Source organism: Vibrio sp. MM46, assembly GCF_027587135.1.
Lineage (GTDB): Bacteria > Pseudomonadota > Gammaproteobacteria > Enterobacterales > Vibrionaceae > Vibrio > Vibrio harveyi.
The window spans coordinates 51,066-69,393 of the sequence record NZ_JAPPTO010000016.1 but is presented as its reverse complement, the minus strand read 5'-3'; the positions used below and the strand labels follow the sequence as shown (position 1 = coordinate 69,393).

Annotated in this window: 2 protein-coding genes; both read right to left on the bottom strand. The window is 48.7% G+C overall.

Translation table 11 applies throughout. The annotated features are described in order from the left end of the window. Window positions 1-101: 101 nt before the first annotated feature. Entirely contained in the window at window positions 102-455 is a 354-nt protein-coding gene (locus tag OH459_RS18015) for a hypothetical protein (RefSeq protein WP_269987899.1), read from the bottom strand. 167 nt (window positions 456-622) lie between these two features. Further along, on the bottom strand, window positions 623-18,169 hold the full coding sequence (locus OH459_RS18010) for a tandem-95 repeat protein (protein WP_269987897.1): 17,547 nt from the start codon (window positions 18,167-18,169) through the stop codon (window positions 623-625). Window positions 18,170-18,328 lie beyond the last annotated feature (159 nt).

Sequence of the window (18,328 nt, the reverse complement as noted above, 5' to 3'; positions counted from 1 at the left end):
TGAGCCTTAAATATAACGATGTTTACAAAAATGTTAAATACAAGTATCAAAAGTTACTAAGAAAACCATGTAAACCACTATTTCAAGCCAAGAAATGGGACTTATTCGAAGTATGGTATGCGCTCACTACGTAAAATCAGATAATTAACGTAAGTCGTTTCTAAGCAGTCTTGCTCCCACAGCGAAAGAATCCGCTTGGTGGCAAAGTAGTAATCTTTATTACGCAGTAGCACGCCCACCGTAAGGCTGAGCTGCTCAAAGCGCTGTTGCTCATTAGCAGAAATGTAATTATCTTCATTCTGAATGATGGGCGCCAATCCATCGGCAAACCAATTGTTCAGAATTTCACGCATCTCTAGTTCTGACTCCGGCACATCGATACTCGACAACTCACGATGCTGTGGTGGTGGCACTATGTACTTCGATGCTTTTGGCGAACTGACATAACGGTACATGTCGCTCCTCCTTGTAACTCACTCTTTAACTAGCTAAGAATACTTTTTTCAATTTCCAAGTTTTTTTCTACAGCTCATAGAAAGAAGCCCAACAAAAAAGCCATGCAAAGTAGGCTCTGCATGGCTTTGGTTTGGGCAGCAATGACACTGCCCTCGTCTAGGACTGGTTACATTGAGCTTTGATCGAAATCGTTGCCTTGGTCAGTACCCGTTTGAGTATCCGAGTCGAAGCTGCCAGAGTCATCCGTGAAGTCAACACCTTGATCTTGACCTCCCGCACTTGTCCAGTCGCTGCCGCCAGATTCCATACCCGCCATGTCTGGTTGCTGATCTTGAGCAGAACCTTGCATGGTGTATTGATCATCGACTTCAACTTCAACTGTGCCACTCGCACCTTCTACTACGCTGCCCAATTCGTCGTAACCTTGGAATTGGATTTCGCTCGTACCTTCGTAACCTTCTGGTAAGTCAACCGATACTGGTTGGTTCAGGTTGCCACTTAATGTGAAGCTGCCATCGCCATTATCCAGTGCGTTGCTTACTGATGCACCATCAGGTAGACCGGACATTTCCGCATAATCCACCGATTCGTTACCACTGACCTCATCTGGAACCGAGATAGAAATGGTATCGCCTGGTGCTGCAGTCACATCAGCTGCGCTCTCCTCTTCACTGTCTGCACCGTTTGCTGCTTGCTCTTCAGGCTGTTGCGCTTCACCGACTTGCTGCTCTGATGATGCTTGAGCAGTTTGGATTTGTGGCTCGTCGCTTTGCGCTGAATCGTCCGCAACTTGGATGCTCAGATTCTGAGTCGATACTTCACCGTTTTCGTTGACCTGAACATCCATAGCCAAATTGCCATCGAAGTCATCGTTCGGCCAGTACGTCCACTCTTCATCACCTGATTTCGCGAAGAAACCAGCATCGTTTGCATCGGCGACATCCAACACTTCTGCAGAAGGGCTAATGCCAAGCTCATCAATCAACTGTGCTTCCGTTAGTGTTAGTGAACCATCATCAGTCAGTGCATAGCCTTCGCTGGTTGTGTTTTCACCTTCGCCTTGGATGTCGACATTAAAGAAGCTCTCAATGCGGTTTTCACCGTCAGTTGCAATGAAGCCAACTTGAACATCTCCGGTGTAGCCTTCTGCTGGTGTGAATTGGTAGTTACCTTGGTTATCGGTCTCTATCACACCTTGACCTTCCATTAGGCTCACTGACTCAATGCTCAAGCTGTCGCCTTCTGCATCGCTCAAGGTCGATAGCATGTCATCATTGGTGAACGACAAGGTGCCATCCGCTGCCATTTCTGTGGTAGAAATGCTGTCGATTTCAGGAGAAGCATTCTCTTGTGGTGCGTCTTCTTTCACGACCACACCTGTTTGCTCATCATGAAGCACTCCGTCTTTATCAATCACGTAAGCGATATCCGCTTCACCAGTAAAGCCTGGTGCTGGATTGAATGTCCATGTGCCATCACCGTTATCGACAATCTCACCTTGGCTGCGATCTGCTAGGTGAACGAATTTCACTTCATCACCCACGTCAGCGTCCACATTCTCTGCCAATCCGATTAGGTCATCTGCGGTTAGGATAACTGGCTCACCCGCTAGGGTTTCGAAGTCACCTGAATCGATGCCATCTTCGAACTCTTCTGGCTCGTCACCATAATCCACCGTTGTTGCGGTCACGGTTACGAAGAACTCGCCATTAAAGTCAGCCGGAGGCGTCATTTGCAGGTCTGAAATATCCCACTCGTTCAAGTCGATGTATTGACCCGGTTCCGTAATGGTAATGGTGTTCACACCATCCGTAACTTCGAAGCCAACAGGGAAACCAGTCATCACTAGGTTACTTAGCGTTTCTGAATCGTCGATTAGACCGACATTCAAGCCTAGGTGACCTGTTTCGTCCTCACCGAAGACTAACGGACCATCATGGTCGGTTGTGATGACCGCACCATCCGCAACAGGGCGAACAAACACTGGTACATCAAGTACTGTTTCAAACTCACCGTCACTTACCACAACTTGCAAGTCAGAAACCCCTGCAAAATCGCCAGTCGGTGTGAATGTCCAAGTACCGTCACCGTTGTCTGTTACCTCACCACCATCTTCACCTTCTGCGGTGATAATGCGTGATACGACTAGGTTTTCAGTGTCGATATCGCCGAACAAGTTCATCAGGTCGCCAGCGTCGAAGGTGAATGCGCCATCCTCGTCGGTTGCCATAAAGGCATTACCCACATTGAATGGAGCATCGTTGACTGGAATAACATCCACATTCAACGAACCTTCAACCACTTCTTCACCATCCGTCGCGGTGTAGCCCAGTTCCACCAAACCATTGAAGTCTTGAGTGGTCACCAAGTGGTACATACCATCTGGTTGCTGGGTTAATGTCGCGTTTGCAGGAGCACGAACCGTGATGCTTTCTACGCTGATTTCGTCACCATCAAGATCCGTAACTTGATCAGCGATGTAAGCTGGGTCAATCACCATGACCACATCTTCTTCGCCCTGCATCTGGATGGTTGGCGCTTCTGGTGCATCGTTAACCGCTTCGACGTTTAGATTGCCTTCAACCGGCGTAACTAAATCACCATCGCTGACGCCGAACGAAATTGGCACATCACCGTTGAAGTTCTCAGCCGGAGTGAATGACCAAGTACCATCACCGTTGTCTAGCAAGTCACCATATTGCTCATCAATCACTAGGTCGACAGCAGACAGTTCGTCGTAGGTGTTGTCGATGTCTGTCGCGTTAGCAAGCAACATGTCCTGCGTAATAAGAATGGTGGTATCTTCGGTGCCAGCAATATTCACTGGCGTTGATTGCGGCGCATCGTTAATTGGGTTCACCGTTAGGTCGACGCCCACTTCCACGCTCGCACCATCGTTATCAATCAAGTCGAAGCTTAGGTCGATATCGCCATTGAAATTCGCATCAGGCGTAATCGTAAAGCTACCATCTTGGTTCTCAACAACGGTCGCATTGGCTACCGCGGTTAAGTTCACCGCTTCTAGATTATCGCTGTCGACGTCACCCGCTTGAGCCAGTAGCTGCTCTTGACTCAATGTGATTGAACCGTCTTCATCGACGCTGTAAGCCAAGTCGCCAGATACCGGAGCATCGTTGACTGGCAATACATCAATGTTCGCGTTGGTTGTCGCAGTTGCACCGTCTTCATCAGCGACGACTACGTCTAGGCTTACGCCACCGTTGAAGTTTTCATTTGGTGCGAAGCTGTAAGTGCCATCGTCATTCGCCGTTAGAATGCCGTCGCTACCACTGTAAGAGACGCTTTCTAGGCTCACGTCACCTTCCACATCGCTTGATTGCGCTAGCAGTTGCTCTTCCGTGAAGATAATGACTTCGTCTTCATTGACAGAGTAACTTGTCGCGCCGGCAATTGGTGGATCGTTCACCTCAAGTACTGTGATACCCGCAGTGGTTGAGTCTGTCGCACCCTCATCATCGACAACCACAACGTCTAGGCTGACCTCTCCATTGAAGTTCTCATTTGGAGAGAAGGTGTACGTACCATCACCATTGTCTTGGAACACACCATCATTGCCACTGTAAGTCACACTACTGATGTCTACGTCGCCTTCAATATCCGACGAATTAGCCAGTAGTTGCTCGTCACTAATGGTGATCGAGTTGTCTTCATGCACAGTGTAAGACGTGCTGCCTGCCACCGGAGGATCGTTCTCTGGCGTCACACTCACATCAATGTTGGCAGAGGTCGTATCCGTACCGTCTGACACATCGAACGTAAAGTTCACATCGCCATTGAAGTTCTCATTCGGTGCGAAGCTGTACGTGCCATCGCCATTGTCGGTTAGGACACCGTCCGCGCCAGTGTAAGTCACGCCTTCAACTGTTAGGTTGTCACCTTCTACATCTGTCGCGCCTGTTAACAGGTCTGCATCTGTAAAGGTAAGAAGACCGTCCTCACCCACGGTGAACGCTTGATCTTGTGGCTCTGGAGCGTCATTGACTGGTGTTACCGTTAGGTCGAGACCAGCAGCAACCACTTCTTCGCCATCCGTGACATCGTAACTAAATTCAATGTCACCGTAGAAGTTCTCGCTCGGAGTAATGGTGAAACTGCCATCCTCGTTCATTTCAACCGTCGCATTTTCATCATTGGTGCTTAAGTTGATTGCGCTCAGATCGTCACCATCGATATCAACGGCATGCTCAAGTAACTGTTCTTGAGTCAGCGTAATGCTGTTGTCTTCGGCAGTGACTGCAGTGATATCACCCGTCACTTCTGGTGCATCATTGGTTGGGGAGATATGAATCGTCACATCTTGCGTCGCTGTCGCTGTTGTACCTGTATCCACATCCGTAGACGTAGCGTTCACAGTTAACGTCACATCGCCGTTGAAGTCCGCAGAAGGAATAAACTCTAGCCCTTCTAGCTCGCCTGGTTGTAGTGACCAAGTGCCGTCACCATTATCAACACCAGCCGATAGTGCGCTGCCCTCTGGCACATCTTCAATCAAGATAGAGAGGTTTTCTGAGCCATCGGTATCGGTTAACGCTGCATCGATGTCAAGCGGCACTGGTGTATCTTCGGTACCAATGATTTGGTAATCCGCGTCCGCTACCGTGATTTCGATGTTGTCGATGCCGAACGACTCGTCAGGAATACTTTGGTTTAGCGTAGAACCAAAGCCTAACTGAAGCTGACCGTCTTCCACCGGAACGGTTAAGTTCACTTGGTGAGCCTGATCATTCCAGAAGCTAAAGCCTTCGCCTTGTGAAGAGCCGTGGACAACTTCACCTACTTCGTTACCGTTAGAGTCGTAAAGCGTTGTCGTACCATCTTGAGTACGGAACGCTGAGTTTTCCAAGGTGGTTAGCTGTTCACCGCCGACAAAGATTTGGAACGACTCGCCATCCCAAGAATCGATTTCGTAGAAGCTAAACGAGATATTCACTTCATTAACATCACTTGGAATATCGTAGGTTTTGCTGACCGCTTCATCACCGCCAGTGCCACCAATACGACCCAGCATATCGCCCGTTTCGAAGCCTTGTGAGCTCTCAGTGTTCGCGTTCCAACCGTTCGAGCCAGACTCGAAGTTGTCTGAAGCAATCACCAAGTCCGAAGCAATCGAAAGCTCTGGCATATCAACCACAGATTGAACATCAATGTTCGCTTCTGCAGGAACCGTTGCGGTGCCATCGTTGACATCGAAAGTCACATTCACGTTGCCATCGAAGTTTTCGTTTGGTGCAAAGGTGTACGTGCCGTCACCGTTATCAACCAAGGTACCGCTGTCAGAGGCAACGTTTTCAACCGTTAGGTTATCACCATCGATATCACCTGCATTTTGCAGCAGTTGCTCTTCGGTGAAGGTGAAGCTGGTGTCTTCTTGCGTAACAAACTGTGGCTGACCAACCGTTGGTAAGTCGTTCACTGGGTTCACGGTCAGATCGGCAGTGGCTTGAATGGTCGCATCGCCGTCCGTAATGTCGAAACTCAGGTCAATGTCGCCATTGAAGTCCGCATCCGGTGTGATAGTGAAGCTGCCATCGTCATTCGCAACAACGGTCGCATTGCCATCAACTGTCAGGTTCGCTGCGGTTAGGTCATCACCATCCACGTCGCCGGCTTGAGCAAGAAGCTGCTCTTGGCTGAGAGTGATAGAACCATCTTCATCCACGCTGTAAGCCAAATCACCTGATACTGGCGCATCGTTGACTGGAAGAACATCGATGTTTGCATTGGTTGCTACCGTTGCACCATCTTCATCAGTCACAACAACATCAAGACTGACGTCACCGTTGAAGTTTTCGTTTGGTGCGAAGCTGAATGTACCGTCGCCGTTGTCAGTAAAGATACCGTCGGAGCCACTGTAGCTGACGCTATCAATCGCGACGTCACCTTCAACGTCAGAAGCATTCGCCAACAGCTGCTCAGAGGTAATGGTGATGACTTCATCTTCGTTAACTGAGTAACTAGTCGCGCCAGCAATTGGTGGATCGTTCACCTCAAGTACCGTAATACCTGCGGTGGTTGAATCCGTAGCACCGCCTTCGTCTACCACAACAACATCTAGGCTTACTTCACCATTGAAGTTCTCGTTTGGAGAGAAGGTATACGTACCATCACCATTATCTTGGAACACGCCATCTGCGCCACTGTAGCTGACACTATCAATCGCGACTTCGCCTTCTACGTCAGATGAGTTAGCCAATAGTTGTTCGTTACTGATGGTGATCGAATTATCTTCATGCACCGTGTAAGACGTGCTGCCTGCTACCGGTGGATCGTTCTCTGGCGTCACGCTTACGTCGATATTTGCGGTCACGGTATCCGTGCCGTCAGAAACATCGAAGGTAAAGTTCACGTCGCCATTGAAGTTTTCGTTTGGCGCGAAGCTGTAAGTGCCGTCACCGTTGTCGGTTAGGACACCATCTGCGCCAGTGTAGCTCACACCTTCTACCGATAGTTCATCCCCATCGATGTCCGTTGCGCCATCCAATAGATCTTGATCAGTAAAGGTCAACACACCATCTTCACCAATGGTGAACGCTTGATCTTCTGGTTGTGGTAGGTCGTTAACTGGATTAACCGTTAGGTCAGCCGTCGCGACCAAGGTGTCAGAACCATCACTGATATCAAACGTGATATCAATGTCGCCATTGAAGTTCGCGTCAGGCGTAATGGTAAAGCTACCATCTTCATTAGCTGTAACCGTCGCATCACCGTCAACCACTAGGTTAGAAGCAGTCAACGCATCACCTTCCACATCCGATGCTTGAGCAAGAAGCTGCTCTTGGCTTAGCGTAATTGAATTGTCTTCATCGACACTGTAAGCCAAGTTGCCCGATACTGGAGCATCATTGATTGGCAATACATCAATGTTTGCATTGGTTGCTACCGTTGCACCATCTTCATCGGTCACGACAACATCTAGGCTGACATCACCGTTGAAGTTTTCGTTTGGTGCGAAGCTGAATGTACCGTCGCCGTTGTCGGTAAAGATACCTTCGCTGCCACTGTAGCTCACGCTATCTAGTGCTACCTCACCTTCAATATCGGAAGAGTTTGCCAACAACTGTTCTGCGCTGATGGTGATAACTTCATCTTCATCAATGGTGTAACTGGTTGTGCCTGCGATTGGTGGATCGTTCACCTCAAGAACGGTAATTCCTGCTGCTGTTGTATCAACCGCGCCGTCCTCGTCAACCACGACAACATCAAGGCTAACATCGCCTGTAAAGTTTTCGTTTGGTGAGAAGGTGTAAGTACCATCGCCATTAATTTCTAGCACACCGTCGTTACCGCTGTAGCTCACGCTGCTGATCGCAACATCACCCTCGATATCAGACGAATTAGCCAGTAGTTGCTCATCACTGATGGTGATCGAGTTGTCTTCATGCACCGTGTAAGACGTGCTACCTGCTACCGGTGGATCGTTCTCTGGCGTCACGCTTACATCGATATTCGCCGTCACGGTATCCGTGCCATCAGAAACATCGAAGGTAAAGTTCACGTCGCCATTGAAGTTTTCGTTCGGTGCAAAACTGTAGGTACCATCGCCATTGTCAGTAAGAACACCGTCCGCGCCTGTGTAAGTGACACCCTCTACCGATAGATCATCGCCATCGATATCCGTTGCGCCATCCAGCAGGTCTTGATCAGTGAAGGTCAACACACCATCTTCACCAATGGTAAACGCTTGATCTTCTGGCTGCGGCAAGTCATTAACTGGGTTAACGGTTAGGTCCGCCGTTGCAACAATAGTGTCGCTGCCATCGTTGATATCGAACGTGATATCAATGTCGCCATTGAAGTTCGCATCTGGCGTGATAGTAAAGCTACCATCGTCGTTTGCCGTAACCGTTGCATCACCATCAACCACTAGATTAGATGCGGTTAGCGCGTCCCCTTCCACATCCGATGCTTGAGCAAGAAGCTGCTCTTGACTCAACGTGATTGAGTTGTCTTCGTCGACGCTGTACGCCAAGTTACCCGAAACTGGTGCATCATTGATTGGTAAGACATCGACTGTGATGTAAGTATCGACCTCTGCGCCGTCTTCATCGCGAATGGTTACATCCAACTGTACTTGACCGTTGAAGTTTTCATTCGGTGCAAAGCTACAAGTACCATCACCGTTTACTGAGAAGATGCCATCTGGACCGTCGTAGCTGATGCCTACTAGCTCAACGTCGCCTTCAACATCCGAAGCATTCAGTAGCACTTGCGATTCACTAAACGTTAGAACTTGGTCTTCATCGATAATGTATGCGGTAGGACCTGCGATTGGTGGGTCATTTACCTCAATCACAGTAATGCCAGCAGTGGTAGAGTCCGTTGCACCTTCTTCATCGACAACGACAACATCTAGGCTCACCTCGCCGCTGAAGTTCTCGTTTGGTGAGAAGGTGTAAGTACCATCACCGTTGATTTCTAACACACCATCGTTACCGCTGTAGCTCACGCTATCAATCAACACATCGCCTTCAATATCCGAAGAGTTCGCTAATAGCTGTTCGTCACTGATGGTAATTGAATTGTCTTCATGCACTGTGTAAGACGTGCTGCCAGCAACCGGTGGATCGTTCTCTGGCGTCACTGTTACATCGATATTTGCCGTCACAGTCTCCGTGCCATCGGAAACATCGAAAGTGAAGTTCACGTCGCCATTGAAGTTCTCGTTTGGTGCGAAGCTATATGTGCCATCGCCATTGTCAGTAAGAACACCGTCTGCGCCTGTGTAAGTGACGCCCTCAACAGATAGGTCATCCCCTTCAATGTCGGTAGCGCCTGTTAGCAGATCCGCATCAGTAAAGGTCAGTACACCATCTTCGCCAACAGTGAACGCTTGATCTTGTGGCTCTGGTGCGTCATTAACTGGTGATACCGTTAACTCAAGGTTCGTTGAGACAACATCATCGCCGTCCGACACATCGAACGTAAAGGTGATATCACCATTAAAATCCGCATCTGGCGTTAAGGTGTAAGTACCATCGCCATTGTCTGTGATGGTGATGTTTTCATCATCCGTTGCCAGATTCAGTGCTGTCAGTTGGTCTCCATCTAAGTCACTCGCATTCGCTAATAAGTCGTCCTGAGTGATCAGAATAGAACCATCTTCTTCGACCTGAGCAGATACCGGCAGCGCTTCCGGAGCATGCTCAATCGTTGCCCCAGTTGCGTTAATGTAGATGGTTTGGGACACGGTTTCAGAATCGTCATTCGATAATTCTGTTGCGGTGGCTGTCACGTGAACCTCAAGCTGCTCAGAGAAGTCTTCAGGCAGTTGAATTTCAATTTCTTTATCAATCGCCGTGGTTGGTATTGCAACTGAACCATCGGGACCAACAGTCACTTCACCACTGTAGATTTGACTGTTTACTTCACCGACATCAATAGTGAAGTTAAAGTCGGTGTAATCGGCATCACCGCCACCGTAGAGATCTTCAAAGCCGTAAACCAATTCACCGTCTTCGTTCACGGTAGTTCGGGTATGTTCAATACCATCTTGGTTGAGCTCTGAGCTTGAACCACCATGGAAGACTGCATCACCGAATTGGCTTTGAATCACGGTTTCAGAACCATCAGCGCCAACAAACACGAGTTGTGGGTCAACCGTATCCATGTTCGCAGGAGAGCCATCTGCTGCACGGAACTCGTACTGACCATCTTGCATAGATGCAAAGTCATTGAAGTTATGACCGTTAGGAATCAAGAATAGGTTGAAACTTTCCCCTTCTGAGATTTGGAAGCTGAACTGATCTTGTCCCGGAATGAGGTCACCGCCTCCGCCAACTTGAGAGGCATTTTCGTACACCACTTCAACGTCCGTGATGTTGCCATCTTCATCGACTTTGTAGTAACCCGCTGTGTTTTGGTAACCCGCGGTTTCACCTTCAAACGTAACCGTAATTTCAGTATCGCTGTAACTGGTGATACCGTTATCTTGGTCGTTCAGTACACCTTCGTTGTCGTAAGTAACAACGGATCCTTCTGGAACACCATCAACGGTCACGGTCAGCGTTTCTGACAAGTCTTGGTCAACCAAGGCGGCAGCAATATTCAACTCGACAACACCACCCGGATCAACGATGATCGCTTCGTCATCCACGATGGCACCATCACCATCTCGAATGACCAAATCAGGCGCATCTGCAACGGCTTCAATGTGAACATTAATGTCTTGCTCGACTTCATCAGTACCGTCAGAAACCGTAAAGCTGAACTGCAAGTCACCACTGAAGTGCTCTTCTGGTACGAAGCTAAACGTACCGTCACCGTTGTCTGTTACAGTACCTTCATCACCCGAGTAGTTGATGCTAGTAACAGATAAATCATCGCCTTCAACATCAACTGCGCCACTCAGTAAGTCCGCCTCTGTAAACAAGATACTGCCATCTTCTTCGATGCTATACATGGCTGGTGCGACAATTGGGATATCATTGACGGGATTAACCGTCAGTGTCATATCAGTTGAAGTGCTTAGTTCGCCGTCGTTCACTTCATAGGTAAACGCAATTTCACCATTAAAGTTCTCAGATGGCGTCACGGTGTAGGTACCGTCACCGTTGTCTACAATCGTTGCGTTAGGATCATTGGTTTCTAGTGCCGTTGCGTATAGGTCATCACCATCTTGATCGCTAGCGTTTTCAAGCAGCATTTCTTGTGTCACGAGGATAGATCCATCCTCGTCCACGTCTGCCACGATTGGCGCTGCTTCTGGTGCGTCGTTGACGAACTCAACTTTCAAGTCGATGTTTGCTGCCACCACATCGGTGCCATCACTCACATCAAACGTGAGGTCAACATTACCAAAGAAGCCCTGCTCTGGCGTTAACGTGTAAGTGCCATCGCCATTGTCTGTTACTTGAACCGTATCGCTTAAGCTCGTCACGTTAACAACAGATAAGTCATCGCCTTCGATGTCCGTCGCTTGAGCCAGCAGCTCTGCTTCAGTAATCGTGATGGCTTCGCCGTCTTCTGTGGTGAAGGACAAATCAGGCACATCTGGCAGGTCGTTCACTGGGTTAACGGTGAGGTTCAGATCCGCAGCAACAGTTTCAATCGCGTCAGTTACGTCATAAGTAAATGCGATTTCACCAAAAAAGTTTTCGCTCGGCGTAATCGTGAAGCTACCATCAGCGTTCTCAACGATGGTTGCATTAGGATCGTTGGTCGACAGGTTCACCGCTTCTAGATTGTCACCATCCACGTCCGTCGCGTTCGCTAACAAGTCTTCTTGAGTGATGGTAATCGAGCCATCTTCGTCCACGACTGCATCAACAGGACCGCTGACTTCCGGTGCTTCATTGACGATCTCGACGTCAATTGAGGCGGTACTTGGTGCACTTGCTTGACCATCGCTGATGTCGAAGGTCAGGTTCACTTCACCGTAGAAGTTCGAAGTTGGCTCGAAGGTAAAGGTGTTGTCGCCGTTGTCTGTCAACGTACCTTGTGACTGGTCAACAAGCAGTAGATTCTCGATATGCAGAATGTCGCCATCCACATCGGTCGCACCTGATAGCAGGTCTTTTGCTTCGATGATGATAGTGCCATTTTCTAGCATTTGAGTATGCAGTGGTGCACCAGGAACTGGCACATCGTTGACAGGAATAACGGTCAGATCTAGATGGGTATCGACTTCATCGGTGCCATCGAAGACTTTGTAGTCAATGTCGACTTCACCATTGAAGTTTTCATTCGGCATAAAGGTGTAAGTGCCGTCGCCATTGTCGACAAGCTCACCGTTATCACCGCTGTAAGAGATATCAGAGATAGACAGCGCATCGCCTTCTACATCACTTGCATTCGCAAGCAGGTCGTCCGCGCTAAACGTAATGCCCACATCCTCATCAGTCGACAACACAATTGGACCAGAAACGATTGGCGCATCGTTTACCGCTTCGAAGTTGATGTTGATGATGTTGTCGTCGGTGAGTTCACCATCCGTGACTTGGTAACCTAGCTCAATCTCACCGTAGAAGTTCTCATCTGGTGTAACTGTCCATGTACCATCGCCGTTGTCGGTTAACGTAGCGTGCTCCGCGTTGTCCCCCACCAGCTCAAGGTTTTGAATATCAAGAACGTCACTATCGATATCACTCGCTTGTGCTAAAAGCTGCTCTTCTGTAATTACCACAGAGGCAAACTGCGTAGAACCTTCGGTATCAATGGTCACATTTGGCAGGTCAGCGGTCAGTTCGATTTCACTGTCACCTTCACGGATATTAAGCTCTACCGTTTCCGTGATTTCCGTGCCGTCCACGCCAATTGATGTGAACACAGCTTCATCATGACAAGTTTGCGAAACCGTCATGTTTTGAACCACGTAAGTACCGTTACCTTGAATCGTACCTAGCTCAAAGTAAGACACCGGCTCGTTCACCGTTAAAGTGTAATCCGTCTCATAGCTACCACGATCTTCTTTGTGGTAAGTCATCGAGTCGATCAAGTCACCATCGGAGTTGAATGCGCGAATTTCGACTTCGGTAAAGTGGCGAGACTCTTCCATAAACCAGCCGCCTAGACCATCTAGGTGGAAGCTGATTTCGTTGATATCTTGACCTTCAACGGTCACAGTTAGTTTTTCATCACCGCTCAAGCCTTGACGGTCAGTATCACCAATACCGTGACCGATGTGTGTTTTACCATTCCACGCACCGAGTGGGTCATCATTACTTTGAACGGTAACTTTCAAATCACCATCAACAAACTCACGTGTGTAAGGGTCAACAGCAGTACCCCAATCATCGAGGCTAGCGTTGTCGTCAAAGGTACCAATTTGACTCGTATGCGTACCGTTCGCCAATGCATCATCATTTGGAATGAAGCGCACTTCCGTGTCTGCAGGCACCTCCTGCCCGACTTCTAGCTGTACCCATTCGTCATTTAGATTTGCTTCAATGATGCCGTTTTCAGGGGCTTGGTCGAGACGTAACGAAGGCTCTTCACGCAGAGAAACACCCACTGTTTGGTCTTCTTCCGCTTGAATAAAGATCTCGTCGCCCGCTTCTGGCGCATCGTTGACAGGATTAACGGTCAGATCCAGCGTGGTAAGAACATCATTTTCGCCATCGCTGATGTTATAAGTGAAGTCCAACTCACCGTTAAAGTTTTCCGTATGCGTAATGGTGAATGAACCATCGTCGTTGGCTACGATCGTCGCATCTGGGTCATTGGTTTGTAGATTGCTAGCAACAAGGTCATCACCTTCAATGTCTGTCGCATTCGCAAGCAACTGTTCTTGCGTGATGGTGATGGCATTATCTTCATCCACCTCAGCTTGAATGCCTGACGTTTCTGGTGCGTCGTTCACCGCGATAACATCGATGCCTGCGGTTGTTGTATCCGTTGCACCATCTTGGTCGATAACTGTAACGTCGAGCGAAATGTTACCGTCAAAGTTCTCATTTGGCGTGAAGGTATATGTGCCGTCGCCATTGTCCACGAAGCTACCGTCGTTACCAGAGTAGCTAACATTCGCCAAGGCTACGTCGCCTTCCACATCAGAAGAGTTGGCTAACAACTGCTCGTCACTAATGGTGATTTGACCATCTTCTTGAACCGTGTAAGACGTAGAACCTGCCACCGGTGGATCGTTCACTGGTGTCACGCTGACATCAATGAATGCAGGTGTTGAGCCTGTGCCGTCAGACACATCGAATGTGAACTGAACATCACCGTTGAAGTTCTCATTCGGCGCGAAGCTGTAAGTGCCATCGCCATTGTCGGTAAGCACACCATCCGCACCTGTGTAGAGAACGTTTTCGATAGACAGATCATCGCCATCAATATCCGATGCGCCTTCCAATAGGTCTGCATCCGTGAACAGCAAGGTGCCATCTTCTTCTACCGTGAACTGTTGATCTTGCGCTTGTGGCAAGTCATTCACAGGATTAACCGTAATATCCAGACCAACTTGTACCGAGCCACCATCGTTATCAATGATATCGAAGGTCAGGTCTAGATCGCCGTTGTAGTTTTCATCCGGTGTGATGGTGTAGCTGCCATCATCGTTATATTGAATTGCCGCGTTATCATCTGTCGATAGATTGATGGCTTCAAGGTTCTCGCTATCAATATCGCCCGCTTTGGCAAGCAACTGCTCTTGGCTTAGCGTGATTGAGCTGTCTTCGTTGATGGTGTAAGCCAAATCGCCCGATACTGGTGGATCGTTGATTGGCAATACGTCGACATTGATGTGCGTATCAACGGTTGCTCCATTCTCATCTTGAATGGTCACATCCAACTGAACTTGACCATTGAAGTTCTCGTTTGGTGCAAAGCTGCAAGTACCATCGCCATTGACGGTAAAGATACCATCCGAGCCTTCATAACTGATGCCAACAAGCTCTACATCACCCTCGATATCAGATGCGTTGGCAATAATTTGTGACTCACTAAATGTCAGTACTGAATCTTCGTCAACCGTGTAAGACGTTGGACCGGCAACTGGAGGATCATTCACTTCAATGACCGTAATGCCTGCGGTCGTTTCGTCAATCGCACCTTGCTCATCCGCCACAATCACATCAAGGCTGATATCACCGCTGAAGTTCTCATTCGGCATGAAGGTGTAAGTGCCGTCACCGTTGTCTTGGAATACGCCATCGGTGCCTGAATAGGTCACGCTATCGATGGACACTGCGCCTTCCACATCCGAAGAGTTAGCCAGAAGCTGCTCGTCAGAAATCGTAATCGCATTATCTTCATCAACCGTGTAAGACGTAGAACCCGCAACCGGAGGATCGTTCACTGGAGTGACGCTCACGTCCACATTTGCAGGTACGGTCTCAGTGCCGTCAGAAACACCAAAGCTAAAGCTGACATCACCGTTGAAGTTTTCGTTTGGTGCAAAGGTGTAAGTACCATCACCGTGGTCAGTCAGCACACCATCGCTGCCTGTGTAGCTAATGCCGTCAACCGTTAAGTTATCGCCATCGATGTCGGTCGCGCCAGCAAGCAAGTCTGCATCGGTAAACTGAAGCGTGCCGTCTTCTTCAACACTAAACTGCTGGTCTTGAGGAACAGGAAGATCGTTAACCGGATTAACCGTTAGATCCGCCGTTGCTTGGATAGTGTCTGTGCCGTCCGTAATGTTGAATTGGATATCAATGTCACCATTAAAGTCCGCATCTGGTGTAATCGTGAAGCTGCCATCGTCGTTCGCTGTAACGGTTGCGTTTCCATCGACAGTCAAATCGCTAGCAGTCAGGTCATCGCCCTCAATATCAGACGCTTGAGAAAGAAGCTGCTCTTGGCTGAGTGTAATCGCACCGTCTTCATCAACACTGTAAGCCAAATCACCCGATACTGGCGCATCATTGATTGGCAATACATTCACATTGATGACGGTATCAACTTCTGCTCCATCTTCATCTCGAATGGTCACATCAAGTTGAACTTGTCCGTTAAAGTTCTCGTTTGGCGCGAAGCTGCACGTGCCATCATCGTTAACGGTGAAAATGCCATCCGGACCATCGTAACTAATGCCAACAAGCTCTACATCGCCTTCCACATCAGAGGCATTCAACAGCACTTGCGACTCACTAAACGTCAGAACTGAATCTTCATCAATAGTGTAAGAAGTTGGTCCAGCGACTGGTGGATCATTCACTTCCAGCACCGTAATGCCAGCAGTGGTGGCATCCGTTGCGCCTTCTTCATCAGCGACGACAACATCAAGCGTCACTTCACCATTAAAGTTTTCATTTGGAGAGAAGGTGTACGTACCGTCACCATTGATTTGCAACACACCATCGCTGCCAGAGTAGCTCACGCTATCAATCGAGACATCCCCTTCTAAATCAGAAGAATTTGCCAACAGTTGCGCGTCAGAAATGGTAATAGAGTTGTCTTCGTGAACCGTGTAAGACGTTGAACCAGCCACCGGAGGATCGTTCACCGGCGTAACGCTCACATCCACATTCGCTGAAACTGTATCTGTGCCATCAGATACGTCGAAGCTGAACTTCACATCACCGTTGAAGTTCTCATTTGGCGCAAAGCTATACGTGCCATCGCCATTGTCAGTCAGAACGCCGTCGGTTCCTTCATAGCTGATTCCCGTTACAGAAAGGTCATCGCCTTCAATATCGGTCGCGCCAGCAAGCAGATCCGCATCGGTAAATTGCAGCGTACCATCTTCTTCCACGCTGAATTGTTGGTCTTGAGGAACAGGTAAATCGTTGATTGGGTTAACGGTTAGGTCAGCGGTTGCTTGAACGGTGTTCGTGCCATCTGAGATATCAAAACTGATGTCGATATCACCATTGAAATCTGCGTCTGGCGTGATAGTGAAGCTACCATCGTCATTTTGAGTCACCGTCGCATTGCCATCTACCGAAAGATTAGATGCCGTCAGTGCATCGCCTTCCACGTCAGAAGCTTGCGACAACAACTGCTCTTGGCTCAAACGAATCGAGCCATCTTCATCCACCGAGTAAGCAAGATTGCCAGATACTGGTGCGTCATCGACAGGCGTAACACTGACATCAATGTTGGCAGAAACCGTATCTGTGCCGTCGGACACATCAAAGCTGAAGTTCACATCGCCGTTGAAGTTTTCATTTGGCGCAAAAGTGTAAGTCCCATTGCCGTTGTCGGTCAGGATGCCGTCGCCACCATCGTAGCTCACGCCTTCAACGGTTAGGTTGTCGCCTTCAATATCCGTTGCGCCAGCAAGCAGGTCAGCATCGGTGAAGATCAGAGTTCCGTCCTCTTCCACCTCAAAGGTTTTATCTTCAGGCACTGGTGCGTCATTGATTGGACGAACGGTTAAATCGATAGAACTTGAAACGGTTTCTTGACCATCACTGATATCAAACGTTAAGTCGAGTTCACCATTGAAATCAGCGTCCGGAACCACGGTGAACGTGCCGTCACCATTGTCTTGAACCGATGCATTCGCACCTACTTGGACGTTAGACGCAACAAGGTCGTCGCCATCAACATCACTTGCGTATTCGAGTAATTGTTCTTGCGTAAAGGTAATGGTGCCGTCTTCATCCATGATGTAAGCCAGATCTTGTTCTACCTCTGGCGCGTCGTTTTCACCTTCGACTTTAATTTGGAACGTTTCGCTCGTGGTTTCAGAGTCGAAATCATCTTCTACTTGCGTTGTGGTCTCTTCGCTAGAGTCTTGAACGTCCATCGCAAAGGTTTCTTCTGTGGTTTCGGAATCTAGGTTATCACCACCTTGTGAACCTTCAGAATCGGATGAAGAGGCACTTGGCGCAGCCGAAGTTTGTACAGCTTGTCCTTGTGCTTCATTGCCTTCTGCGTCCGAACCACCTTCGGAGCCAGAGGCATCACCGCCACCAACAGCTTGTGCACCCGCACCTGAAGCCGCACCGCCGCTGCCCGCAGCTTCTTCACCAGAACCACCGTCTGATGCCACGCTGTCTACCACGTTCGATTGAGCGGCATCCGAACCACCACTACTCTCTGGCGCGTCTTCTTGTACCGCACCACCGGACGCCGAGGCTTCTTCCTCAGTACCGGCACCACTTGGGTTGTCTTCCATCGCCTGATTGGCTTCGTCTGCTGCATCGGTATTTTCAGCACCCGTCGCTACGGTCGAAGCAATCGTATTCTGTTGGTTTTGTTGATTCTGCTGCTGGGAGGGCGTGCCCGCGTCATTGGTTTCCGTTTGTTCTACCGCGTCATTTAGGTCTTTGTTTTGGTTATTTTGATTGTTGTCACCTGCCATTACAGCCTCCGTTGCCATTAGCTAACTGATCGTGTTTAGAGGCAGTAAAGGACACCATTCTGGAAAACCAACTTTTTTATCCAACTTTTTATCCAACTTTTTTCATACTCATGTTGTTTAACCAGAAAGAGGTAAAAAAAATTTGAAAACGCAATTTAA

What these genes read in the sequence shown, in the direction of transcription:
- OH459_RS18015 (WP_269987899.1), bottom strand. Translation starts at nt 455, where the DNA reads ATGTACCGTTATGTCAGTTCGCCAAAAGCATCGAAGTACATAGTGCCA.
- OH459_RS18010 (WP_269987897.1), bottom strand. Translation starts at nt 18,169, where the DNA reads ATGGCAGGTGACAACAATCAAAATAACCAAAACAAAGACCTAAATGAC.